The sequence below is a fragment of the Pseudorhodobacter turbinis genome, from assembly GCF_005234135.1.
Taxonomy (GTDB): domain Bacteria; phylum Pseudomonadota; class Alphaproteobacteria; order Rhodobacterales; family Rhodobacteraceae; genus Pseudorhodobacter; species Pseudorhodobacter turbinis.
In genome coordinates this window covers 20,799-43,769 of sequence record NZ_CP039964.1, presented here as the reverse complement: position 1 = coordinate 43,769, position 22,971 = coordinate 20,799, and the positions used below count along the sequence as shown (strand labels likewise).

23 protein-coding genes and 1 pseudogene are annotated in these 22,971 nt (G+C 58.0%); 12 read left to right on the top strand and 12 right to left on the bottom strand.

What is annotated here, in order from left to right:
• Positions 1-128 precede the first annotated feature (128 nt).
• On the top strand, positions 129-641 hold the full coding sequence (locus EOK75_RS00220; RefSeq protein WP_137192078.1) for a DUF892 family protein: 513 nt from the start codon (positions 129-131) through the stop codon (positions 639-641).
• Positions 642-670: 29 nt separating this feature from the next.
• On the opposite strand, the gene pcaF is transcribed toward EOK75_RS00220, so the two are convergent.
• On the bottom strand, positions 671-1,867 hold the full coding sequence (gene pcaF, locus EOK75_RS00215; protein ID WP_137192077.1) for a 3-oxoadipyl-CoA thiolase: 1,197 nt from the start codon (positions 1,865-1,867) through the stop codon (positions 671-673).
• A gap of 535 nt (positions 1,868-2,402) precedes the next feature.
• Here pcaF and EOK75_RS00210 point away from each other — a divergent pair.
• From EOK75_RS00210 to EOK75_RS00165, 10 genes are read left to right on the top strand one after another with little or no spacing between them, the layout of a single operon-like run.
• Entirely contained in the window at positions 2,403-4,691 is a 2,289-nt protein-coding gene (locus EOK75_RS00210; RefSeq protein ID WP_137192076.1) for a bifunctional salicylyl-CoA 5-hydroxylase/oxidoreductase, read from the top strand.
• Complete coding sequence (locus EOK75_RS00205; protein WP_240793976.1) at positions 4,688-5,461, top strand: SDR family NAD(P)-dependent oxidoreductase; 774 nt, start codon at positions 4,688-4,690, stop codon at positions 5,459-5,461. Before EOK75_RS00210 ends, EOK75_RS00205 begins: the two co-directional genes overlap by 4 nt.
• Complete coding sequence (locus tag EOK75_RS00200; protein ID WP_137192075.1) at positions 5,458-5,943, top strand: MarR family winged helix-turn-helix transcriptional regulator; 486 nt, start codon at positions 5,458-5,460, stop codon at positions 5,941-5,943. Before EOK75_RS00205 ends, EOK75_RS00200 begins: the two co-directional genes overlap by 4 nt.
• The gene (locus EOK75_RS00195; RefSeq protein ID WP_137192074.1) at positions 5,940-6,740 is read left to right on the top strand and encodes an enoyl-CoA hydratase family protein; all 801 of its coding nucleotides are present in this window, start codon (positions 5,940-5,942) and stop codon (positions 6,738-6,740) included. The genes EOK75_RS00200 and EOK75_RS00195 overlap by 4 nt, the downstream gene beginning before the upstream one ends.
• 37 nt (positions 6,741-6,777) lie before the next feature.
• On the top strand, positions 6,778-7,935 hold the full coding sequence (locus EOK75_RS00190; RefSeq protein ID WP_137192073.1) for an acyl-CoA dehydrogenase family protein: 1,158 nt from the start codon (positions 6,778-6,780) through the stop codon (positions 7,933-7,935).
• A 3-nt stretch (positions 7,936-7,938) separates the two neighbouring features.
• Complete coding sequence (locus EOK75_RS00185) at positions 7,939-9,558, top strand: AMP-binding protein (RefSeq protein WP_137192072.1); 1,620 nt, start codon at positions 7,939-7,941, stop codon at positions 9,556-9,558.
• Positions 9,555-9,959 carry an acyl-CoA thioesterase gene (locus tag EOK75_RS00180; RefSeq protein WP_137192071.1) on the top strand — a complete coding sequence of 135 codons (405 nt, stop codon included), beginning with the start codon at positions 9,555-9,557 and terminating at the stop codon, positions 9,957-9,959. The genes EOK75_RS00185 and EOK75_RS00180 overlap by 4 nt, the downstream gene beginning before the upstream one ends.
• 1 nt (position 9,960) lies before the next feature.
• Entirely contained in the window at positions 9,961-10,356 is a 396-nt protein-coding gene (locus tag EOK75_RS00175) for a RidA family protein (RefSeq protein ID WP_137192070.1), read from the top strand.
• Between the two features lie 43 nt (positions 10,357-10,399).
• Complete coding sequence (locus EOK75_RS21715; protein ID WP_137192069.1) at positions 10,400-10,558, top strand: hypothetical protein; 159 nt, start codon at positions 10,400-10,402, stop codon at positions 10,556-10,558.
• 32 nt (positions 10,559-10,590) lie between these two features.
• Positions 10,591-12,681 (top strand): 3-hydroxyacyl-CoA dehydrogenase NAD-binding domain-containing protein, encoded by a 2,091-nt coding sequence (locus EOK75_RS00165; RefSeq protein WP_240793975.1) that lies wholly within the window; start codon positions 10,591-10,593, stop codon positions 12,679-12,681.
• A gap of 332 nt (positions 12,682-13,013) precedes the next feature.
• On the opposite strand, the gene EOK75_RS00160 is transcribed toward EOK75_RS00165, so the two are convergent.
• The 10 genes from EOK75_RS00160 to EOK75_RS00115 form a co-directional block, all read right to left on the bottom strand.
• Positions 13,014-13,451, bottom strand: coding sequence for a hypothetical protein (locus EOK75_RS00160; RefSeq protein WP_137192067.1), 438 nt, complete (start codon positions 13,449-13,451; stop codon positions 13,014-13,016).
• Between the two features lie 86 nt (positions 13,452-13,537).
• Entirely contained in the window at positions 13,538-14,239 is a 702-nt protein-coding gene (locus EOK75_RS00155; protein WP_137192066.1) for an ABC transporter ATP-binding protein, read from the bottom strand.
• The gene (locus EOK75_RS00150) at positions 14,236-14,982 is read right to left on the bottom strand and encodes an ABC transporter ATP-binding protein (RefSeq protein WP_137192065.1); all 747 of its coding nucleotides are present in this window, start codon (positions 14,980-14,982) and stop codon (positions 14,236-14,238) included. The genes EOK75_RS00155 and EOK75_RS00150 overlap by 4 nt, the downstream gene beginning before the upstream one ends.
• Entirely contained in the window at positions 14,979-15,926 is a 948-nt protein-coding gene (locus tag EOK75_RS00145) for a branched-chain amino acid ABC transporter permease (RefSeq protein WP_240793974.1), read from the bottom strand. Before EOK75_RS00145 ends, EOK75_RS00150 begins: the two co-directional genes overlap by 4 nt.
• Positions 15,926-16,852 (bottom strand): branched-chain amino acid ABC transporter permease, encoded by a 927-nt coding sequence (locus EOK75_RS00140; RefSeq protein ID WP_137192064.1) that lies wholly within the window; start codon positions 16,850-16,852, stop codon positions 15,926-15,928. The genes EOK75_RS00145 and EOK75_RS00140 overlap by 1 nt, the downstream gene beginning before the upstream one ends.
• Positions 16,853-16,925: 73 nt before the next feature.
• A complete protein-coding gene (locus tag EOK75_RS00135; RefSeq protein WP_137192063.1) occupies positions 16,926-18,095 on the bottom strand; it encodes an ABC transporter substrate-binding protein in 1,170 nt (389 codons plus the stop codon).
• A gap of 114 nt (positions 18,096-18,209) precedes the next feature.
• Positions 18,210-19,436: a flavin-dependent oxidoreductase gene (locus EOK75_RS00130; RefSeq protein WP_137192062.1), complete on the bottom strand. Its 1,227-nt coding sequence runs from the start codon at positions 19,434-19,436 to the stop codon at positions 18,210-18,212.
• Positions 19,433-19,897, bottom strand: a complete 465-nt coding sequence (locus EOK75_RS00125) for a cupin domain-containing protein (RefSeq protein ID WP_137192061.1) — start codon at positions 19,895-19,897, stop codon at positions 19,433-19,435. Before EOK75_RS00125 ends, EOK75_RS00130 begins: the two co-directional genes overlap by 4 nt.
• Entirely contained in the window at positions 19,894-20,736 is an 843-nt protein-coding gene (locus tag EOK75_RS00120) for an alpha/beta hydrolase (protein ID WP_137192060.1), read from the bottom strand. The genes EOK75_RS00125 and EOK75_RS00120 overlap by 4 nt, the downstream gene beginning before the upstream one ends.
• A gap of 5 nt (positions 20,737-20,741) precedes the next feature.
• Positions 20,742-21,185, bottom strand: a complete 444-nt coding sequence (locus tag EOK75_RS00115) for a cupin domain-containing protein (protein WP_137192059.1) — start codon at positions 21,183-21,185, stop codon at positions 20,742-20,744.
• Between the two features lie 156 nt (positions 21,186-21,341).
• On the opposite strand from EOK75_RS00115, the gene EOK75_RS00110 reads away from it, so the two are divergent.
• Complete coding sequence (locus tag EOK75_RS00110) at positions 21,342-22,352, top strand: AraC-like ligand-binding domain-containing protein (protein WP_137192058.1); 1,011 nt, start codon at positions 21,342-21,344, stop codon at positions 22,350-22,352.
• Between the two features lie 161 nt (positions 22,353-22,513).
• Here the strand turns inward: EOK75_RS00110 and EOK75_RS00105 are convergent.
• A pseudogene (locus tag EOK75_RS00105) lies at positions 22,514-22,844 on the bottom strand (IS3 family transposase); the annotation flags it as partial.
• Positions 22,845-22,971 lie beyond the last annotated feature (127 nt).

Below are 22,971 nucleotides of genomic sequence, written 5' to 3'. Positions count from 1 at the left end.
TTGCGAAAATGTAGCCTATTCCCACCCACCGTGGGGAGGAGGTCATTTCGATTCAGAAGGATTGCTTGGAACGTAACACGTGGTCGGGCGTTTGTCTGGACAGATCAAATCAACGGCAGGAGGCCAATATGACGATGAACTCCCTCAAAGACGTTTACCATGACCAACTTCAAGACATGTGGAGCGCCAACAAACAGTCGCTCGATATCGTCACAGCGCTAGGGCGTACGGCGCACGACAAGGATCTGTCAAAAGCTTTGATTGCGGGGGCCAACGGCATCAACGATGGGATGGAGAAAATTGCGGAAATCTGCAATCAACACGGAATATCGCCCGATGGCGAGCATTGTAAAGGAATGCAGGGTTTGGCCGCAGAGGCGAAAGCGCACGTGCTTGACGCGGACTTCGGCTCGGATAAGGTCCGTGATGCGGTAATCGTTACGCAGTACCAGCGCATGGTGCATTATGCGATTGCCGGTTATGGCTGTCTTGTTGCATTCGCCAATCGTCTCGATCAGGATGGAGACGGCGCGGTTTTGCAAACTTGCCTAGACCTCACCTATGATGGGGATCGAACGATGACCGCGCTTGCAACCGCTGGGGTTAGCCAAGCTGGAAACTCGGGTTCGTGCAGAGGCTGATCCCTAGTCGAGGTGACTTGCCCCGCCCATCAGCAGCCTTCAAGGGCAATGGCGATGCCTTGGCCAACGCCAATGCACATCGTCGAAAGCGACTTTTGCCTGGCCTGCAGCTCAAGTGCTGCCGATCCGGTGATTCGTGCGCCCGACATGCCCAGCGGATGACCCAGCGCAATCGCGCCGCCGTTGGGATTTACACGAGGATCGCCATCCACGATCCCGAGAGCGCGTAGCGTCGCAAGCCCCTGCGAAGCAAACGCCTCGTTCAATTCAATTACCGAGAAATCGATCTGGCGCAGGCCAAGCCGCGCCATCAGCTTGTTCGATGCCGAAATAGGGCCAATGCCCATGATCCGAGGCGCCACACCCGCGGTCGCGCCGCCCAAAATACGGGCTATCGGGGTAAGACCATATTTTTTTGCCGCCGCCGCCGAGGCGATGATCAGTGCCGCCGCGCCGTCATTGACCCCCGACGCGTTGCCAGCCGTCACCGACCCGCCCGCGCGGAAGGGGGCGCGCAAACCAGCGAGCGTTTCAAGCGTGGTGGCGCGGGGATGCTCATCGGCTCTGATGACCTTGGGGTCGCCCTTGCGTTGCGCTATCTCGACGGGCGTGATTTCTTGGGCAAGCCTGCCGTTGCTCTGGGCGAGGGCGGCTTTTTCCTGCGACCGCAGCGCAAAGATGTCTTGGTCGGCGCGCGAGATTCCGAAATCCTCAGCGACGTTTTCGGCGGTTTCCGGCATCGAATCTACACCGTATTGCCCTTTCATCAGCGGGTTGATGAACCGCCAACCGATGGTGGTATCATGAATTTCCGAGGCGCGGGAATACGCACTTTCGGCTTTGGGCATCACGAACGGCGCGCGCGACATGCTCTCAACTCCGCCTGCGATGATGATCTCCGCTTCGCCTGCTTTAATTGTCCGCGCAGCTGTAATCACCGCATCCATCCCCGATCCGCAAAGGCGGTTCATCGTGGTGCCGGGCACCTCCGCGGGTAACCCCGCAAGCAGTGCCGACATCCGGGCGATGTTGCGGTTATCTTCGCCCGCTTGGTTGGCGCAGCCGAAAATCACCTCGTCAACCGCTGCCCAATCTACGTTCAGATTGCGCGCGATAAGCGCCTTGATCGGGATCGCACCCAGATCATCGGCGCGTACTGACGCGAGGCTGCCGCCGAAACGACCAATCGGCGTGCGGATATAGTCACAGATATAAACATCGGTCATATTATAGCTCCGGAGGGCATTGCCAAGTTGTTTGTGGTTTTTGACTTGGTAGGTTGAGGCATGACGATACTGCCGTCAATGCCGTGCGTGAGAGCTATTCGTTTTCCCCGCCTGATCGTCACCGATGCGGTCCAAGCTGATCATCGCTTTGCGCTTAGCATCGCCGATGTCTAGGGCTTTCTTGCTGAGCGAGGCGTCATCGTCAGCCGCGAAGCTCGTGGCTTTGGTCAACAAAATTGGGGCGCAATGCCAAAGCCTATCGGCACGTCCGGAGCGATGCATTCAACCTATGGGCTGAATACGCCCTCTCAATGAAGCCAAGACTTGCTCAACCTGAGACATGACATCCTCAAGCCAACACCTTGGCAAGGCCGGGACAATCTGATTGTCCCACCATTCTAAGGTTTTGACTTTATTTAAAAAAATCGTATACGATCTTCCGACCCAGACCCGACCCTTCACTTTTAAAACTTTAGGCTTGAAATATTTAAGTCGCCCGATACACTCTTTCCTATATTTGATCAGGAGAGTCCCGATGCGTATTGCTTGTCTAGGGGGTGGGCCAGCCGGTCTATACTTTGCAATTTCCATGAAACTGCGTCAGCCTGATGTGGATATCACCGTATTCGAGCGCAACAAACCCGACGATACCTTTGGCTGGGGGGTGGTTCTATCGGATGAGACGCTGGGTAATCTGGCCGCGAATGATCCGATCAGCGCCAAAGCGATCGAAAGCAATTTCGCCTATTGGGATGATATCGCGGTGCATTACCGTGGCACCAAACAGCTTTCTACGGGGCACGGGTTCTGCGGCATCGGGCGTAAGCAATTGCTACTGGATTTGCAGGCCCGCGCAGTCGATCTGGGCGTCGTGCTGGAGTTTGAACACAACGTCACCGACATCGGCGCCTTTGCCAAGGGTTTTGATCTGGTTGTCGCCTCCGATGGTCTTAACTCTGCCACGCGGACTGAATTCGCCGATATTTTCAAGCCTAATATCGAGTTGCGCACTTGCAAATTTGTCTGGCTGGGCACGCATCAGAAATTCGATGACGCCTTTACCTTTATCTTCGAAGAGACCGACAAAGGCTGGGTCTGGGCGCATGCCTACAGCTTTGATGACACCACATCGACCTTCATTATCGAATGTGATCAGGCAACCTTTGACGCCTACGGCTTTGGCGAGATGTCCCAGCAAGACAGCATTGCCACCTGCGAGGAGATCTTTAAAAACCATCTCGGCGGCCATGCGTTGATGACCAATGCGCACCACATCCGCGGTTCCGCCTGGATCAATTTCCCGCGCGTATTGTGTGAAAAATGGAGCCATGGGAATATCGTCCTGATGGGCGATGCCTCTGCCTCGGCGCATTTCTCTATCGGGTCGGGAAGCAAGCTGGCGTTGGAAAGCGCCATTGCGCTGGCCGAATATGTGACCCAAAAAGACACCCTCGCCGAGGCATTTGCGCTTTACGAAGATGAGCGCCGCATTCAGGTTTTGCGTCTGCAATCAGCGGCGCGCAACTCCTTAGAATGGTTTGAGGATATACACCGCTATTTGCATCTGGACCCGGTTCAGTTCAATTACTCGCTGCTGACACGCAGTCAGCGGATCAGCCATGAAAACCTGCGCCTGCGCGACCCCGAGTGGCTGGAAAGCGCGGAGAAATGGTTCCAGATCCGTTCGGGAAGCACGGAAACCAAGGTGCGCGCGCCGATGTTCGCCCCCTTCAAGCTGCGCGAGATGGATCTGGACAACCGTATCGTTGTCTCGCCTATGGCGCAATATAAGGCGGTGAACGGCAACCCCACCGATTGGCATTTTGTCCACTATGCAGAACGTGCCAAAGGCGGCGCCGGTCTGGTCTATACCGAGATGACCTGCGTTAGCGCGGACGGGCGGATCACACCGGGCTGTCCCGGGCTTTATAGCCCCCAACATGAGGCGGAATGGGCGCGACTTACACGGTTTGTGCATGCCGAAACACGCGCCAAGATTTGCTGCCAGATCGGCCATGCGGGGCGCAAAGGCTCTACCAATCTGGGGTGGGATGGCATGGATAAGCCGCTGGCCTCAGGCAACTGGGATTTGCTGTCTGCCTCTGCAATCGCATGGGCCAAAGGCAACGCCGTCCCGCGTGCTATGACACGCGATGATATGGATGCCGTAAAGGCCGATTTTGTCGCAGCCGCTGAAATGGCCGAACGTGCGGGATTTGATATGATCGAGCTGCATGCGGCGCATGGCTATCTGGTGTCCTCATTCATCTCGCCGCTGTCCAACACGCGCGACGATGAATACGGTGGCAGTCTTGAAAACCGGATGCGCTATCCGTTAGAGGTTTTCCGCGCGATGCGGGCGGTATGGCCTGCGGCCAAGCCGATGTCGGTGCGGATCTCGGCCAATGACTGGGCGGGTCCCGATGGGGTAACCCCCGAAGAAGCGGTGTTGATCGCACGCGCCTTCTCCGAGGCGGGAGCCGATATTATCGACGTCTCTGCCGGCCAAACCTCCACCCAAGGCCATCCCGTTTACGGGCGCATGTTTCAGACCCCGTTCTCGGACAGGATCCGCAACGAGGCGGGCGTGGCCACCATGGCAGTCGGCAATATTTACGAGGCCGATCACGTCAATTCGATCCTGATGGCCGGGCGCGCCGATCTGGTCTGTCTGGCCCGTCCGCATTTGGCCGATCCCTATTGGACGCTGCATGCGGCCACCGCAATCGGCGACCGCGAGATGGTATGGCCCCTACCCTATGAGGCAGGCCGCGACCAAAGCTGGCGCCTTGCCGACAAGGAAACCGAAGTGGAAAAGGTATGACAACCGCACCGAGTCAGCCCATGCAAATGGATCATGTGGTGATCACGGGTGGCGGCACTGGTGTGGGCGCAGAAATCGCCGTGGCCTTTGCCGAACTTGGCGCGCGTGTGACGGTCCTTGGTCGTCGGGCAGAGCCGTTGCAAGCGGTTGCCGACCAGACCGGCGCGCTGGCGCTAACGGCGGATGTGACCGACCGCGCATCGCTGGATGCCGCCCTTGACCGTGCCCGCGCCACCCATGGGCCCGTCAGCATCGCCATCGCCAATGCAGGTTCTGCCGACAGTGTGCCGTTTGCCAAAATGACGCTGGCGGCGTTTCAATCCTCGCTCGATGTCAATCTGGCGGGGGTGTTCAACCTGTGGCAGGCCACCTTGCCCGACATGTTGGAACGGCGCAGCGGGCGCATGATTGCCGTGGCCTCAACCGCCGGCATGAAGGGCTATTCCTATGTCAGCCACTATTGCGCGGCAAAACATGGCGTTGTCGGGCTGACCCGCGCGCTGGCGTTGGAGCTTGGACCGAAAAACATCACCGTCAACGCGATTTGCCCCGGATTTATCGAAACACCCTTGCTAGAGAAATCCATAGAGAAAATTATCGCCAGCACCGGTATGTCCGAGGATGAGGCGCGCGCCTCGCTGTTGACCGGAAATCCGCAAAAACGCTTTGTGCAAACATCCGAAGTTGCGGGCGCCGCCCTGTGGCTGTGCAGCGAGTCCGCAATCAGCGTCAATGGCCACGCGCTGGCCCTGTCGGGGGGCGAGGTATGAATTCAGAACCGACGTTACGCCCTGTCGCCCCGCCCCAGAGTGACTCCAAGCAGCTGCTCAGAGTCTGGTTACAGCTGCTCAAGGTCGACAAGGCGGTGCAGGCCGAATTGCGCGAAAGATTGCGCACGCAGTTTGCCACAACCCTGCCCCGCTTTGACGTGATGTCAGCGCTTTATCGCCGCAAAAACGGCCTAAAAATGAGTGAGCTAAGCCGTCTGCTGATGGTATCGAACGGCAATGTGACGGGCATCGTGGACCGGCTGACAACAGACGGGCTGATCCTGCGAGAGGCCGTACCCGGAGATCGCCGCGCCGCGCGCGCACGGCTGACAGCCAAAGGGCGCACCGAATTCAAAAAACAGGCTACTGCCCATGAAGCATGGGTCGCAGAGCTGCTCGGCGGGCTAGACAAGGATAACTGCAGCGTTGCGCTTCAATTGCTCACCGCTGCGCGCGCGACCGCCATAAAGGACAAGACATGAACACCGAACCCAAGCACTTCAAACTTGATATCGCGGACCGTATTGCAACGGTCGCGCTGGACCGCCCCGACCGGAAAAACCCGCTGACCTTTGACAGCTATGCCGAACTGCGCGATTGGTTCCGCGACCTGCATTATTCCGATGACGTGGATGCCGTAGTTTTCGCGTCCAACGGTGGCAATTTCAGTTCGGGCGGGGATGTGCATGACATCATCGGCCCGCTGACAAGAATGAGCATGAAAGAGCTGCTGTCCTTCACTCGCATGACCGGCGATCTGGTCAAGGCGATCATCAATTGCGGCAAGCCCGTCATTGCGGCCATCGACGGGGTTTGCGTGGGTGCGGGGGCGATTATCGCCATGGCCTCTGATCTGCGCATTGCCACACCCGAAGCCAAGACTGCGTTTCTGTTTACCCGTGTGGGCCTTGCGGGCTGTGACATGGGCGCTTGTGCCATCCTGCCGCGTATCATCGGTCAGGGCCGCGCCGCAGAGCTGCTTTATACCGGCCGCTCAATGAGCGCGGATGAAGGCCACGCATGGGGCTTTCACAACAAGCTGGTGCCCGCCGAGGATCTTGACCGCGCCGCGCGCGAGATGGCGTTGCGCATCGCCGCAGGCCCGAACTTTGGCAATATGATGACCAAGACGATGCTGGCGCAGGAGTGGTCCATGTCCATTGAGCAGGCCATCGAGGCCGAAGCGCAGGCACAGGCGATCTGTATGAAAACCGCCGATTTCGAGCGTGCCTACAACGCCTTCGTCGCAAAAGAACGCCCCGTTTTTGAGGGCAACTGAACGCGGACCGCTGAACAACTAAGGAGAGCCCCAAGTAATGGCAGATAAATCGTTCCTAGAGTGGCCGTTTTTCGAAGACCGCCACCGCAGCCATGCGCAAGACCTGGACGCTTGGGCATCCGGCGCTTTGGCCGCGGTCGATCATTCGGACACCGACCAGGCCTGCCGCAATCTGGTACGGTCGATGGGCGATGCGGGGTGGCTGATGCAAACCAGCGCGCCGGACGGGGCCCCGCTGGATGTGCGCAAGCTGTGCCTAAGCCGCGAAACGCTGGCGCGCCATGACGGGCTGGCAGATTTTGTCTTTGCGATGCAGGGCTTGGGCACGGGTGCGATTTCGCTGTTCGGCACGTCGGCACAGCGGGATGAGTGGCTGCCCCTTACCCAGCGCGGCAAGGCGATATCGGCCTTTGCCCTGACCGAGCCGCAATCGGGTTCCGACGTGGCGAATTCGACCATGACCGCCACGCGCGATGGCAATGACTATATCCTCAACGGCGAGAAAACGTGGATCTCAAACGGCGGCATCGCCGATGTCTATACCCTGTTTGCACGTACGGGCGATGCGCCGGGCGCGCGCGGATTGTCGGCCTTTGTTGTGCCTGCGGGCCTGCGGGGGTTCGAGGTCGTGGAACGCTTGCAAGTGATCGCACCGCATCCGCTGGCGACCCTACGCTTTACCGATTGCCGGATCCCTGCCAGCGCAATACTGGGGGGCAGCGGCCAAGGTTTCAAGATCGCTATGGGAGTTCTTGATGTGTTCCGATCTACCGTGGCGGCTGCGGCGCTGGGGTTTGCCCGCCGCGCGCTGGACGAGGCGCTGGACCGCGTCACCACGCGCCATGTCCAAGGCGCGCCGCTGTTTGAATTGCAAATGGTGCAAGGCCATATTGCCGATATGGCGCTGGACATCGACGCCTCTGCGCTGCTGATCTATCGCGCTGCATGGACCAAGGATTCCGGCGCCCCACGGATCACCCGCGAGGCGGCAATGGCCAAGCTGTTTTCCACAGATCAGGCACAAAAGGTCATTGATAAGGCCGTGCAGCTACATGGTGGCGACGGCGTGCGCCACGGCATGAAAGTAGAGCAGCTCTACCGCGATATCCGCGCGCTGCGCATCTATGAAGGTGCCTCCGACGTGCAGCGAGTTATCATCGCGCGTCAGACCATTGCCAATCATCAGGGAATTTAAGCCATGCTAGGGTATACCGGTCACACCGACAGTTTCACGCGCGACAACCTTCCCCCCGAGAGCGAGCATCCCACCTTCCTGCTGGACAGGTTTGACTACCCCGAGCACCTAAACGCTGCTGTCGAGTTAACCGATGCGATGGTTGCGCGCGGCTTTGGCGACCGCATAGCGCTTATCGGGAATGGCCGGCGCCGCACCTACAAGGAGCTGACGGATTGGACCAACCGGCTGGCCAATGTGCTGGTTGAGGATCTGGGCGTCAAGCCGGGCAACCGCGTGCTGATCCGCTCTGCCAACAACCCTGCGATGGTGGCCTGCTGGCTGGCTGCAACCAAGGTCGGTGCGGTGGTCGTGAACACCATGCCAATGCTCCGCGCCGGCGAATTGAGCAAGATCGTTGACAAGGCCGAGATCACCCACGCGCTTTGTGACACACGGTTGATGGAAGATATGGTCGCCTGCGCGAAGGACAGTAAATTCCTGAAATCAGTTGTGGGGTTTGACGGAACCTCCAATCATGACGCCGAGTTGGACCGCCTTGCGTTGGAAAAAACCGTGGCCTTTACGGCTGTCGATACCGGGCGCGATGATGTGGCGCTACTGGGGTTCACCTCGGGTACCACTGGCGACGCCAAGGCGACGATGCATTTTCACCGCGACCTGCTCATCATCGCCGACAGCTATGCTCGCGAAGTGCTGGATGTGCAGCCCGAAGATATCTTTGTCGGCTCGCCACCCCTGGCCTTTACCTTTGGCCTTGGCGGGTTGGCGATTTTTCCGCTGCGCTTTGGGGCAGCGGCCACGCTGTTGGAAACGGCAAGCCCGCCCAATATGATCGAGATCATCGAGAAATACCGCGCGACGATCTGCTTTACCGCCCCCACCGCCTACCGCTTCATGTTGCGCGCGATGGAAGAGGGTGCGGATCTGTCTTCCTTGCGTGCGGCCGTTTCGGCGGGCGAAACCCTGCCCAAACCCGTCTATGACGAATGGATCGCAAAGACCGGCAAGCCGATGCTGGACGGCATTGGCGCAACCGAGATGCTGCATATCTTTGTGACCAACCGCTTTGACGATCACCGCCCCGCTTGCACCGGCAAACCCGTGACAGGGTTTGAGGCCAAAGTGATCGGCGATGACGGAGGTGAGGTGCCGCGCGGCACGGCGGGGCGTCTGGCGGTGCGGGGCCCGACCGGCTGTCGTTACCTCGCGGATGATCGTCAGAAGGTCTATGTCCAAGACGGCTGGAACATAACCGGCGATACGTTTGTGATGGACGAAGACGGCTATTTGCATTTCGCGGCCCGCAACGATGATATGATCGTTTCCTCCGGCTACAACATTGCGGGGCCCGAGGTGGAAGCGGCCTTGCTGGCCCATCCTGCCGTGCTGGAATGCGTCGTGACCGCCGCCCCCGACGAGGCGCGCGGCAACATCGTCGAGGCCCATGTGGTGCTTACCGAAGGATATGCCCCGGATGCAGAGACGGTGCGCGCCCTGCAGGACCATGTCAAAAACACCATCGCCCCCTATAAATACCCCCGCTCGGTCAAGTTCATTTCCGAACTGCCCAAGACCGCAACCGGCAAGGTTCAACGCTTTCGCCTAAGAGCAGACCAATGACATTTACCTATAAGCAGAAAGTCCTGTTCAAATACTGCGATCCGGCAGGCATCGTCTTCTTTCCCAGGTATTTCGAGATGATGAACGATTGCGTCGAGGCGTTTTTCGACCAAATCGGCCATCCGTTCGAGACACTGCACAAAGATGGCGGCGTCCCCACCGGCAAGATCGAGGCGCGGTTCCACGCACCGTCGCGCCATGGCGACCACCTGTCGCTTACGTTGACGGGCAAACGGATCACCCGCTCCACATTTGATTTCACAATCGTGACCACATGTGATGGCGCCCCCCGCATGACCTATGCCGCAACACTTATTTTCATTGACGCACACGGAAAGTCCACGCCATGGACGGATGATCTGCGTGCGGCGCTCACTCCCTATCTTAATAACGAGGCTTGAAATGACACATTCCCTTATCGCACCCGACGGATGGGCCCCCGCCAAAGGCTATGCAAACGGGGTTCTGACCAAAGACGGGCTTTTGTTCGTTGGCGGGCAAATCGGCTGGAACACCGATCAGGTGTTCGAGACCAATGATTTTATCGGCCAGATGGAACAGACCCTGCGCAATATCCTTGATGTGGTCGTAGCCGCCGGCGGCACCGCCGAAAGCATCACACGCCTGACATGGTTTGTGGTCGACAAAAAGGAATATGCCGCGCGTCAGTCCGAAGTGGGCGCAGCCTATCGCAAGGTGCTTGGCAAACATTTTCCTGCCATGACGATGGTCGTTGTCTCTGCCCTGATCGAAGATGAAGCTTTGATCGAGATCGAGGCAACCGCCGTTATAAATTGAGCGGTTACCCAAACAGACAGGACAGGGTGCAAGTGCCCCAGTCATGCCAATACACATTCGGTTAAACCGGAATAGCGGCGCAACTGCGACAGGCCATCCTCTGGGGTCATCTGGCGCACGGTTAATCCTGACCCACCTATGCCAGTTTGAATTCCGGGGCGGGCGGTTTCGCTGTATACCGATGTATATCGACTTTGGATAAGCCGAGGGGAGTTGGCGATGAAAGAAAATACCATGGAAATTCTGCGAGTCGAAAAAGCGGGCGAAGTTGGCTTGATTGCTCTGGCCAAGCCACCGGTCAATGCCTTGGGCTTCGCGCTGCGCAAAGCCGTTCACGATGCCCACTCCGAATTGTTGACTGACCCCACAATCAAAGCAATTGTGATTTATGGCGAAGGACGGTTCTTTTCTGCCGGGGCCGATATTCGGGATTTTGGCAATTCAGGCGTTCACCCCACCTTGCCCGAGGTTCTGAAATCTCTGAATGACAGCGCGAAACCCGTGATTTCGGTGTTGCATGGTATTGCATTCGGGGGCGCGTTAGAGCTGGCCTTGGCCACACAGGTGCGTGTCGGAATGGCGGGACTTAAGGTCGCGCTGCCCGAAGTAAAGCTGGGCTTGTTGCCGGGTGCAGGTGGGTCACAGCGGTTGCCGCGACTGACCGGGCTGGCCGCCGCCATCGATGTCATCTGCACAGGACGTGAGGTAAACGTGGCTGAGGCTAAAACGCTGGGGATCGTTGATCGATTGGCCGATGGATCGCCGCGCGAGGCTGGCTTGGCTGCTGCGCAGGAAGTCCTATCGGGTGCGCTGCCCGCGCGCCAGACCGATGGGCTGACCGTGGCCCCCACCCCCGAAGCAGTGGAGGCTGCGCGCAAACGCCTGACGGCAATGCGCCCCGCGCTAGCGGCCCCGCTAAAGGCGCTAGAGGCTGTTTGTGCCGCGACCCTGCCCATTGATGAAGGGCTGGCCCTTGAACGAAAGTTGTTCCTGGACCTGATGGAGGGTCCCGAACATGTCGGCTTGACCCACGCCTTTCTGGCCGAGCGCGCGACAAGTAAAATCCCCGAAGTCGGCCTCCAAGCGCGGGATATCGCGTCGGTTGCGGTGATCGGCGGCGGTACGATGGGGATCGGCATCGCAACCGCTTTTTTGCTTGGCGGGCTTTCGGTTCATCTGATCGAAGTCCAAGTCAATCGCGTGGCACAGGCCCGTGCGGGGATAGAAAAAAACCTGCAAGGTGCGCTGAAACGAGGCAAGCTTTCAGACAGCGCATATGCCGCCGCATCGGAAAAGCTGACCTGCACCGATGCGCTTGAAAGCGTTTCGAAATGCGATCTGGTGGTCGAGGCGATCTTTGAGGATATGGCCGCCAAAATTGATCTTTTCGGCAAGCTGGATGCGATTTGCAAACCCGGGGCTTTGCTGGCGACGAACACCTCTTATCTGGATGTAAACACGATTGCGGCGGCCACGTCGCGGCCCGCTGACGTGATAGGGCTGCATTTCTTTTCTCCCGCGCACATCATGCGGTTGGTCGAGGTGGTTGTCGCCGACAAGACAGCACCGGAGTGGGTGGCCACCAGCTTTGCCCTTGCGGGTAAACTTGGCAAGGTCGCGGTGCGGGCCGGGGTCTGTGACGGGTTCATCGGCAACCGCATTCTAACGGAATACCGCAAGGCGACCGAGTATTTGCTGTTGGATGGCGTGGATTATGACCGGATCGACGCCGCGCTTGAGGGTTTCGGCTTTGCCATGGGTCCGTTTGCCGTGTCCGACATGGCGGGCTTGGATATTGGGCGCATGACTCGTCAACGCAAAGCGTCCACACGCCCGGCCGAGGAACGCTATTCCCGCGTCTCTGATCTGATTTGCGATCAAGGTTGGTTGGGGCGCAAGACGGGCACGGGGTATTATCTTTATGACGGGTCCAAGTCACGTATCGCAAACCCGGGCGCAATGGAGATTGTCGCCAATGAGCGGCGCACCTTGGGCATAGCTGCGCAGGATTTCAGTGATGAGGATATTGTCGCGCGCTGCCTGACGGCGATGATCGCCGAGGCCGTTCGGGTGCTGGAAGACGGCATCGCCCTGCGTCCGGTCGATATCGACGCGGTCGAATTGTTTGGCTATGGCTTTCCCCGTCACCGCGGCGGCCCGATGCATTTGGCCGATTTGATAGGCATCGATATCCTGATCCAAAGGATCGAAACCTATGCCACCCAAGACCCCTATTTCTGGCAAGTCCCCCAACTTTTGCGAGAGATGCAAACGAAGGGCCAGAGCTTTGCGGATCTGAACACAAGTATCGTCGCCACCTCTTAGGGTCGGATTCAACATTAACCGTATATTTTCAGATTCTTGCGATATGGCAGGGGAAGCATAGAGTCTGTACAATAAGGGCCCAAGCCTCGGCACGAGCTATCGATTAATCCCATTCCTTTGACAAGGACAGCCGCGATTGAGCCATGCAAGGCTGCGCCCAACGCCCCAGCGGCAGAGCGCTATTGCGCGAACCCTGCCGGTTCTGTTGGAAAGGGCTTTCAGGATGGATTGGGTCCAACTGACGCCGTACCACTTCGAGAGGAACGGTATCGAGCTTCGAACTGGCCCCCGTATAATGAGGGCCTGCCCAGCGCGGCGATGTGACGGATTGGCTAAAGCCTAAGATCGAAACTGCTTACGCCCAGATCGCTGCAAGACATGGGCTGGCCTAGCCGGCCTATTCCGATCTGGCGATCACAGTCCGCCTGGCACTTGGCACGGGTCACAAACAACCGCTGCGCCGACCCGCAGGGTTTGTGCAGCACCTTTTTAAGCTCATATACGCAGATGACAATCCAACGTTCCGCCATCAGCGTATTGCCGTCATAGCTATCGGTCGCCGCATGGCTTGGCAGGTGAGCCGCGGATACACTCAGCGCATGCGTGAGAGTAATCCAGCAATGCAAAAAGCGCAAAGGAGAGCATCCGTGCAACAAGCCCCTCGACATGGCCACCGACGCCGTCGCGCGCTCCAACAAGGGGTTCGCTGCCTTCAATGAAAAGCTCAGAACCAACGCGAAGCTTTTCAAGGTCGCGGTAACTGCTGCCATCCGAATATTCGCCATCCTCGCGAATACACGGATCACCGGAAATGGGAACGACCGCGACCTTGATGTCAATCAGAGGTGCCGCCCTATTAGAGGTGCAGGAACTGCTCGACGTGCGACCTTTGTGACGCAAAATCCGCCGCATCGCCTTTCCACGCGATCTCGCCCTTTTCAATTAAGAAATAGCGGTCTGAAATCCGGCTCAGCTCGTCCAGATTTTTATCAATTAACAAGATCGTCAATCCCTGACGCTTGAGCATCCCCAGCATGCTCCAGATTTCCTCACGGATCAGCGGCGCCAGACCTTCGGTCGCCTCGTCGAGGATCAGAAGACTTGGATTGGTCATCAATGCGCGGCCGATGGCCAGCATCTGCTGCTCTCCACCCGATAGCTGGAAGCCAAAGTTCTTCTTGCGCTGGCCCAGACGCGGAAACGTGTCGTAGACGCGCGCTTCGGTCCAGCCCTCGGCCACAGGGCGGGCGGTGGCGCGCAGGTTCTCACTTACGCTGAGCGAGGGAAAGATGCGGCGGCCTTCGGGCACCAGACCCAATCCTGCCCGTGCCACCGCATAGGGCGGCGCGCCAGTCATATCCTTGCCGTTGATCGAGATCTTGCCAGCGGACGCTTTCAATAACCCCATCAGACAGCGCACGGTGGTTGTCTTGCCCATCCCGTTGCGCCCCATCAGGGTGCTGACCTGACCCGCCGTGATGTCCATATCAATGCCAAAAAGCACCTTGGTATTGCCGTAGCCGGCCTTTAGCCCGCTGATGTCTACAAGCGTAGTCATTCGGCATCTCCTCCCAAATAAGCGGCGCGGGCGGCGGGGCTGGCCCGGACTTCGTCGGGGGTGCCCTGTGCCACAATTCCGCCCTCGACCAGCACGGAAACCGTTTGGGCCAGCTGGAAAATCGCGTCCATATCATGTTCCACCAACAGCATCGGAATGCTGGCGCGCAACTCGGCCAGCAATTCCACCAGCACCATCCCCTCAGCACGGCCAAGGCCTGCCATCGGCTCGTCCAGCAGCAAAAACTTGGGCTTGGCCACCAGTGCAAGGCCCAATTCGAGGAGTCGCAATTCACCGTGGGACATGTCCCCGGCACGGATATGGGCACGTTTGGCAAGGCCCACACGTTCCAGCGTGGATTGCGCCAGCTCGTTCAACGCCGTCTCGCGGCTGGCATCGCCAAAGAACCGCATGCTGGAGCCGGATTTGGCCTGCGCTGCGATGGCAAGGTTTTCCAGAACGGTAAAGCTTGGCAAAACCGAAGTGATCTGAAACGTCCGGCCCAGCCCGGCCTGAACCCGCGCAGAAACGGAAAGGTTCGAGATATCCTGACCGTCCAGCAGGATCTGGCCAGAGTCAGACCGCAAAACGCCCGAAATTTGATGGATAAGCGTTGATTTGCCCGCCCCGTTGGGGCCGATCAGCGCGTGGCACTCGCCCTCGGGGATGCTGACAGAAACATCGCGGCTTACATGCAGAGCGCCGAAACTCTTGTTCAGTTTGCGGATTTCCAAAGAGTTCATGGCGTTTTTCCCTGTGTCTGACGGGGCACAAGAAGGTCGCTTATCCCGCCTTTGGCAAACAGAACCATCAGCACCAGCAATGGACCGTAGATCAGCCGCCATTCGGTGAAGAAAGACCCAAGCACCTCCTCAATGATCACAACGAAAAAGGCGCCCAGAATTGCCCCATTGCGTGTGGCCAAACCGCCCAATACCAGCACAACAATCAGATCGCCCGAGTGTTGCCACGTCGCAATCGCCGGGCTGACAAATTCGGCGTGCTGCATCATCAACAAGCCCGAAACGCCGGCAATCAGCGCCGCGACAACATAGGCGACCAGCCGGTAACGGTTCACGGAATAGCCCATGACCTCAGCCCGTGCCGGATTATCGCGCGCGGCCCGCAACACCCTGCCAAACCGCGAGCGGCTGATCCGAAACACGCCCCACCATGTCAGGAACAACACCCCCAGCACCACGAAATAAAGTCCGCCATCGTTCTGAACGATATCACTGCCAAAGAACGTGCCAAGCGTCCACAGCGTCAGCCCGTCATCGCCGCCGTAAGCCGCCAGCGAGGTCAGCGTGAAATAGATCATCTGCCCGAAAGCCAGCGTAATCATCAAGAAATAAATGCCGGTAGTGCGCAGGGCAAGTACGCCGGTGATCAGCGCCACCACACCCGTAACCACAAGTGTAATGGCCAGCAGCACCAGAATATTCTCGATCCCGCTTTCAAGCGCGATGGCTCCCGCATAAGCCCCTACTCCGATAAAGGCGGCATGTCCCAGACTGACCAGCCCGCCATAGCCAATAAGCAATTCCAGCGACAGTGCGGCAATCGCCATCAGCATCGCCTTGATAATCAGCCCTGCAAGATATCCGGCACCCAGCAGCGGCATGACGAACGGCATCGCAAGCAGAAGTGCAAAGATCACCCCACCGATCAGCAAAGAGCGATCCATCATGCGACTCCTTTGGCGGGCAACAGCCCTTTGGGGCGGAACACAAGGATTGCGGCCATGAGCAGATAAATCATCATCGAGGCCAGCGCAGGTCCGATCTGGTTGGCGAAGGACGGGTTGAACACAAACGACAGTACATCAGTCGCAAGGCTACGGCCCAGTGTGTCGATCAGCCCCACCAGCAAGGCCGCAACAAACGCGCCCCCAATGGACCCAATCCCGCCGATGATAATCACCACAAAGGCCACGATCAGGATGTTATCCCCCATCCCCGGCTCTATCGCGAAAATCGGCGCGGCGATTACGCCGGCAAAACCCGCCAGCATTGCCCCGACACCAAAGACAATCATAAACAGCCGCTTGATGTTCACCCCCAACGCCGCAACCATTTCCGGCGTTGTGGCGCCTGCACGGATCAGCATCCCGATCCGCGTATAGCTTACCGTAACGAACAACAGCAGCGCCACCGCAAGACCCGCAAAGATGGTGAAAAACCGGTAGACGGGATAGCGCAGCGTGTCCGTTAACTGGATGGAGCCGGACAGAAATTCGGGCGGAGCAATGGTCAGGGTAGTGGGGCCAAAGATAACCTTGGCCAGCTCGTTCAGGAAAATGATAATCCCGAAGGTGGCCAGCACTTGGTCAAGGTGACTGCGCGAATAAAGATGCCGGAACACGAAATATTCCAGCAAAAGGCCGAACAACAGCGCCGTGCCCAGCGACAGCACCACAGCCAGCAAAAAATTGCCCGTCAGGGCCGTATAGGCAAAGGCCAGATAGGCCCCCACCATATATTGCACCCCGTGGGCCAGATTGATGAAGCCCATGACCCCAAATACCAGCGTCAGCCCCGCAGCAATCAAGAACAACAGCATACCATATTGTAGCCCGTTCAGGCACAGGATCAAAAAGAGGGTCAACGACATTGGGTTTTCTCCAATTTAAAGGGTTAGTGGCCCGCGGGATTTACGCGCAGGCCCCTTTTCGCCGTCTATCGCTTCACATTTTGCAATCTTGGTGGAAACTATCCATATAGGCCGGTGCTACGGTCCGCACAAAGGACGTCTGGAATTGGCCATCATCACGTTTTACCACGGTGAGCATGTGGAAATCCTGCACCGGATAATGGTTATTATTGAAGGAAAAATTGCCGCGCAAAGACGTGAAATCAGCTTCTTTGAGGGCGGCGCGTACAGCGTCCTTATCGGTAAGGTCCCCGCCCGTTTTGGCCACGGCGCTGTCGATCAGGCTGGCCGTATCATAGGCCTGCATCGCATAGGAACCGGGGACATACCCGTATTTCGTCTCAAATGCTGCGACAAAGGCCTTGCTCGCGTCATTGTCCATATCGGGGGCCCATGGTCCTGCGGACAAAAACCCGACTGCAGCATCTTTCTGGCCGGGCAGTGTTGTCTCATCCGTGGTAAAGACCGACATGAATTTCATGCTGTCAGACAGGCCGGCATTGGCGAATTGGTTGACAAGACGTACTCCCATCCCGCCGGGCATAAAGCTGAACACAGCATCCGCTCCCGATGTGGAAATACGCGCAAGCTCGGCCGAGAAGTCTTGATGGCCCAGTGGGGTGAACACCTCACCGCTTAGCGTACCCTCAAAGGTTTGCTTGAACCCTTCGACGTTGTCGCGCCCCGCCTGATAGTTTGGTACGATGGCAAAGACGCTCTCGTAGCCTTCTTCATTTGCGATCATCCCGCTAACTTCGGCATTCTGGTTGTTCTGGTAGGAGGTCACAAAGAAATAGGGGTTGCAGTTTTTACCCGCAAAGGTCGAAGGGCCGGCATTCGGGCTGATCAAGAATGTGTCTGATCCAACAACTGGCTTGAAGATCGCCTGCAACATGTTTGAGAAGACCGTGCCGACAACGAAATCCACTTCGTCCTTTTCAACCAGTGACGTCGCCTTGAGCAGAGCGACATCCGGCTTCAGCTCGTCATCCTCGATGACCATCGTAACTTTTCTGCCACCCAGCATGCCGTCTTTTTCATCCAGCGCCAACTGGAAACCGTCCACGATCTGCTGACCAAGGGCGGCAGGCGGTCCCGAAAGCGTGACAACCATTCCGATTTTAAGGTCTTCGGCCAGCGCGGTCGTACCCATCAAAAGGCTCATGGCAAGCCCGGCCTTCAGATAGCCAAGGTAATTCTTCATTCTTCATTCTCCCGTTGGTTGCCCCTTTTTGACGGGGCTATTTGTTTATGCTTAAAGCATATCTCAGTATTGCGTCAACTTTTTCGATTGTCAGCCTTTTTCTGCGTGATCTGATTATTTTGACGCAAAACCGGCAATTTGTGCATAGCCCTTCACGATTGCTGCACGCTCATCATGGCTCAGAACATCATCAATCCGCTCGAATCCTGCTGGCGCGCGCTTTTCAACCTCGTCAATCACCCGCTCTGGCCCACCAAGACGATTGGTGCGAACCACTTCGGCGGTTTTCGGCAATCGTTCCAACTCATAGCGGTAAAGCGCCTCTCGTGGATGCTCGGCCCGCGCCAGCAGATCCGCAAGACAGCGGGCGTCCAGAATCGCCTGCGCCGATCCGTTCGAGCCAACGGGATACATTGGATGCGCGGCATCCCCCAACAGGGTGACACGGCCATGGGTCCAGCGCGGCAGCGGGTCCCGGTCGGCCATAGGGTATTCAAAGATTGCTCCGCTGCTGCGTACCAGATCTTCCAGATCGATGCCGGGGATATGGAAGCGTTTGGCATAGGGCAGCACACGCGACAACTGTGCCATCTTGGACCAGCTCTCGGGTGGCGGGGTAGAGACGCTGGGATCGGCCACGCGCACATTGACGACCCAGTTCATCAACTGCTTGCCATCCTTGGCGGGCGCTATGGGATAGAGCACCAGCTTACCCGCCAGCCCGCCCGCGATGGCCATCGTCTGGCCATCTTCCCAGACCGGCCATTCGGCAGCCCCGCGCCACATCACAACACCGGGCCAGCTTGGCGGGCCCTCATCGGGAAAGAACTGCCTGCGGCCGACGCTGTGGATACCGTCAGCACAAACCAGCACCTCGCTACGGAATGTACGCGATCCGCATCCGTCAGCGGTGTCAGTGAAATGCGAGGTCACACCCGCCTCGTCCTGCACAAACCCCGATAGGCGCAAACCTGTCTGCACCGCATCAGGCCCCAAACGCTCCAGCACGGCATCCAGCAGCAGCTTTTGCAACCGGCCGCGGTGGATGGAAAATTGCGGATGGGCGTGCCCCGCATGCATCCCGCGTGTCTCACGCCACACCTCCTGCCCCGTGCGGGTCAAGTACCGCAATTCGCGTGTGCGCAGGCCAACTTCGTCCAGGCGCGGCAGCAAATTCAGTGCGGCCAGCTCTGCTATGGAATGGGGCAGCATGTTGATCCCTACGCCCACTTCGCGTACCTGCGGCGCTTGTTCGACCACCTGGACCTTAATGCCGCGTTGGTGCAGCATCAGGGCGGCGGTCAGCCCGCCAATGCCCGCCCCTGCGAGTAATACGGTCATGCATTTTCTCCCTCGGGAGGTGGCAGAAAATCAACGGCATGGGCAGCAGACACCGCGACAACCTCCGCCGGATTGGGGTTCGGCCCCAAGTTGTTCAGCGCCCAGAACAAATCATAAAGCCGCAGCGCCGGCGTGACCCAAAACAGGGTCTTGATGGTGCGATCTGACGTGTTGAAAATCCCGTGCGGGATGCCGCGCGGCAGTTTCACCAGATCGCCCGGCTCGCCCGTCATCTCATGGCCGTCCAGAACAAAATCGAATTTCCCTTCGAGGATATATAGAAACTCGTCCTGTTCGGGGTGGATATGGGGTGGCACAAAAGTGCCCGGCGGCAAGGTCGCGTGCCACGACAAACAGTCCTCTGTGTGCTGTTTGGGCACATAAGTCTGGCCCAGAATGTTCCAGCGAATCCCGTCAAGGCTGTCTTGTGCGCGGACAATTCCCGCTTCCATCTTGATCATGTGCTTGTTCCTTCGATAGCGGGGTTTCCCAGAAAGGCCGCGGTGATCGCCGCGTCAGGGTCCTTCAATCCATCCAAAACGCTAAAGTGGTTGTGCATCCCGTCGATCCGGCAGTGCGTTGGCACGTCCAGACCCGCCCAGATCATCGTCATCAACTGCGACTGGCGGAGGAATTCCGGACGCTCACCGCCGCCGACCCAGCAGGTCAGCGGGCTGGACCCGAACGGCCTGTGCAACACAGCGCTCTCCAGTGTCGCCTCTGGTGGGTCGAGATGCAGGGTGTCGTTCATTTTCGTGTGCATCAGCGGGCGCAGATCGTGCAGGCCGCTGATCGACAGGGTATGGACAACACGCGCCCGGACGGCATCCGGCAGCGGGCTGTCATCGCAGAGCATCCTGCTGACCAGATGGCCCCCCGCCGAATGACCGGCCAGACAGATCGGACCGCCCGCCCGCCCTGCTGCAGTGGTGATTGCGGCACCGATTTCAGCGGTGATCTGATGAATTCGGGCGTCGGGGGTCAGCGTATAGCTGGGAATGCACACCGCCCAGCCACGCGCACGCGCCCCTTCGGCCAGATCGTTCCAATGTGACTTATCAAGCCGCATCCAGTAGCCGCCATGCACAAACACGGCCAACCCCTGTACGGGGCCATCAGGCCATATAATATCCAGCTTTTGCCGCTCTGCGTTGCCATAAGCGATGTCCTGTTCCAGCCGCGCCGACGCCAGCGCGGCGCGGTAGGCCGCCGCGCGCTTGGCCCAGAACGCGGGCAGCTCATGGGAATTCTCGACATATGCCATATTGGCAAAGGCATCGTCCCAATCAATGACCGACATCCTCTTTATTCCGCCACGTCAGGGGGCGGCAGGAAATTTACCTCGTACAGGGCCGAAATCCGGGTCAATTCAGCTGGGTCAGTGACACCGTCCAGATGCACAAACAGATCATAAAGCTTGCGCGAAGGAGCCACGCCAAAGATACAGGTGGCCACCTGCCCCGAGCGGTTGAAAATGCCATGCGCCTCGCCGCGCGGCATCTTGACGGTGTCCCCCGCTGCGGCCTTGTGGATATCTTGCATGAACTCCACCTCCAGCGCGCCGCTGATGACGTAAATCCATTCATCCTGATGCGTGTGAATGTGGGGCGGCACGAAACTGTCGGCCGGAAGCGTGGCATGCCACACAAACGCCTCATCGGTCAAAAGCTTGGGCACATAGGTTTGGCCCACAACGTTCCAGCTATGGTTATTTAATCCGCTTTTTGCCTCTGTTACACCTTTTTGCATCTTTAATTCCCTTCGGTTGCGCTTTTCTGCCTGTCACTCTGCACGGGTTAGGCAAAACCGGATATCCATAAAACGAACGCAACTTGGTCTCGTCTATTTCAAGCTTGAAATATCAGTGGCGTTCTCTAATCTGAAGGAAAGGAGACCTTGCCCCCGATGATCCACCAGCCATATTTTTCACAGCATCCCGTCCTACGGACCCGTGATCTGGACGAGGCTCGGTCAAGCGTTTCGGCAAAACTTTGCGATCATCGTCTGGGAATGGCCAATCGGGCTGCGCTTCTCAGTGTGGCGCATAACGCGGTGCGAGGCAGGCATCTGTCGGTACATTATCTTTCATATGGGGCGGAAGTAGATGTTGATCCGGGCTATCTGGGCTCGTTCTATCTGTTCCAGATACCGCTGTCGGGGAAGGCACGGTTCCGTCACCGTGGCGACGAGCTTACCACGCATTCAACCGCCGGAATCCTGTTAAACCCCGACCGCCCCTCACGGCTGCAATGGGATGCAGAGTGCTGCCAGCTCCTGTTCCAGATTGACCGGAGCCATCTGGAAACCGTTGCACAAGCGCTGACAGGCACGCCGCTTCCTGGCCCCGTCAGGTTTGACACGTCCGTGAATTTTTCAACTGCAGGCGGGCAAAAAATATACCGCAGCTTTATGGCCTGCGCCCAAGCGGTAGAGCGGGGCGCCATATTCCACCGCCCATTGTCGAGTATGGATGCTCAGGTTGAATTCGATCTGGTGCAGACCCTTCTGACCCAGCAAAACAGCAATATCAGCCACATCATTACGCGTGCCGGAGACGTAGCGCGCCCCCGTGATATTCGTCGCGCGATTGAGTATATGCATGCCAATCTAAGCGAGCCCATCACCATTAGCGACATCGCTCAAGCGGCCGATGTGAACATACGCACCTTGCAAAAGAGCTTTCGCCAGATCCTTGGTCAGACGCCGATGCAGGCGTTGCGCAACGCGCGGCTCGATACGGCGCATTATCTGTTGGCTGCCCGCCGCGATACCCCAAGCGTCTCTGACACCGCCTATTCTAGCGGCTTTTCACATCTTGGCAGATTTTCATCCTACTACCGCGACCGCTTTGGCCACAGGCCCAGCGAAAGCTGCGATACCCTAAACACCCGCCGAGCATCTACAAATGCCATTTAATCAAGGTGGGTGCTGTCAGACCAATGCGAACCAGTCTTTGCAAGGGCTTTGTTGCCAAATCAGCGTTTGAACGTGGTTCCCCTTTCCGCGCAAGGTGAATAGCCCCCAGTTTCCTAGACACCTTGCAGCTTCAGTTTCTGCTGCTGTTCGAAGTCGATCGGTTACAGCATCGCGTTCCTAACGTGTTTGCGCTGTGGGTTGTAGAAAAACTCGATGTAGTCGAACACGTCCTGACGGGCTTCTGCGCGCGTTTTATACTTTCTGCGTCGGATGCGTTCGCGTTTGAGCAGGTTGAAGAAGCTTTCCGCCACTGCATTATCCCAACAGTTCCCGCGACGGCTCATGCTTTGCGTCAGATTGTGCTGTTCGAGGAACTCTTGCCACTCGTAGCTGGTAAATTGTGAGCCCTGGTCCGCTGTCCGGCAGGGTATTGCGCAGCGATGCCCGAGAGGGGGAATGCACCTGAACTTTGGTCTTTGGTTTGCGGCGCCAGCTTATCGCCGCAGACCAGCGCCGACAACGATCGCCATCGGTGATAATTTCTATCTCAGATATACGCACGTGCTTAAGTGTCAATGGCCTGTTATTTGCTTCGATTAGTGTTCTCCATGGCATCTCG

Coding starts and splice junctions, on each gene's coding strand:
- EOK75_RS00175 (WP_137192070.1), top strand. CDS start 9,961: ATGACACATTCCCTTATCGCACCCGACGGATGGGCCCCCGCCAAAGGC.
- EOK75_RS00125 (WP_137192061.1), bottom strand. CDS start 19,897: ATGATCAAGATGGAAGCGGGAATTGTCCGCGCACAAGACAGCCTTGAC.
- EOK75_RS00180 (WP_137192071.1), top strand. CDS start 9,555: ATGACATTTACCTATAAGCAGAAAGTCCTGTTCAAATACTGCGATCCG.
- EOK75_RS00195 (WP_137192074.1), top strand. CDS start 5,940: ATGAACACCGAACCCAAGCACTTCAAACTTGATATCGCGGACCGTATT.
- EOK75_RS21715 (WP_137192069.1), top strand. CDS start 10,400: ATGCCAATACACATTCGGTTAAACCGGAATAGCGGCGCAACTGCGACA.
- EOK75_RS00160 (WP_137192067.1), bottom strand. CDS start 13,451: ATGGCAGCAGTTACCGCGACCTTGAAAAGCTTCGCGTTGGTTCTGAGC.
- EOK75_RS00150 (WP_137192065.1), bottom strand. CDS start 14,982: ATGAACTCTTTGGAAATCCGCAAACTGAACAAGAGTTTCGGCGCTCTG.
- EOK75_RS00145 (WP_240793974.1), bottom strand. CDS start 15,926: ATGGATCGCTCTTTGCTGATCGGTGGGGTGATCTTTGCACTTCTGCTT.
- EOK75_RS00120 (WP_137192060.1), bottom strand. CDS start 20,736: ATGTCGGTCATTGATTGGGACGATGCCTTTGCCAATATGGCATATGTC.
- EOK75_RS00110 (WP_137192058.1), top strand. CDS start 21,342: ATGATCCACCAGCCATATTTTTCACAGCATCCCGTCCTACGGACCCGT.
- EOK75_RS00210 (WP_137192076.1), top strand. CDS start 2,403: ATGCGTATTGCTTGTCTAGGGGGTGGGCCAGCCGGTCTATACTTTGCA.
- EOK75_RS00115 (WP_137192059.1), bottom strand. CDS start 21,185: ATGCAAAAAGGTGTAACAGAGGCAAAAAGCGGATTAAATAACCATAGC.
- EOK75_RS00135 (WP_137192063.1), bottom strand. CDS start 18,095: ATGAAGAATTACCTTGGCTATCTGAAGGCCGGGCTTGCCATGAGCCTT.
- EOK75_RS00220 (WP_137192078.1), top strand. CDS start 129: ATGACGATGAACTCCCTCAAAGACGTTTACCATGACCAACTTCAAGAC.
- EOK75_RS00130 (WP_137192062.1), bottom strand. CDS start 19,436: ATGACCGTATTACTCGCAGGGGCGGGCATTGGCGGGCTGACCGCCGCC.
- EOK75_RS00140 (WP_137192064.1), bottom strand. CDS start 16,852: ATGTCGTTGACCCTCTTTTTGATCCTGTGCCTGAACGGGCTACAATAT.
- EOK75_RS00190 (WP_137192073.1), top strand. CDS start 6,778: ATGGCAGATAAATCGTTCCTAGAGTGGCCGTTTTTCGAAGACCGCCAC.
- EOK75_RS00155 (WP_137192066.1), bottom strand. CDS start 14,239: ATGACTACGCTTGTAGACATCAGCGGGCTAAAGGCCGGCTACGGCAAT.
- EOK75_RS00205 (WP_240793976.1), top strand. CDS start 4,688: ATGACAACCGCACCGAGTCAGCCCATGCAAATGGATCATGTGGTGATC.
- EOK75_RS00185 (WP_137192072.1), top strand. CDS start 7,939: ATGCTAGGGTATACCGGTCACACCGACAGTTTCACGCGCGACAACCTT.
- EOK75_RS00165 (WP_240793975.1), top strand. CDS start 10,591: ATGGAAATTCTGCGAGTCGAAAAAGCGGGCGAAGTTGGCTTGATTGCT.
- EOK75_RS00200 (WP_137192075.1), top strand. CDS start 5,458: ATGAATTCAGAACCGACGTTACGCCCTGTCGCCCCGCCCCAGAGTGAC.
- pcaF (WP_137192077.1), bottom strand. CDS start 1,867: ATGACCGATGTTTATATCTGTGACTATATCCGCACGCCGATTGGTCGT.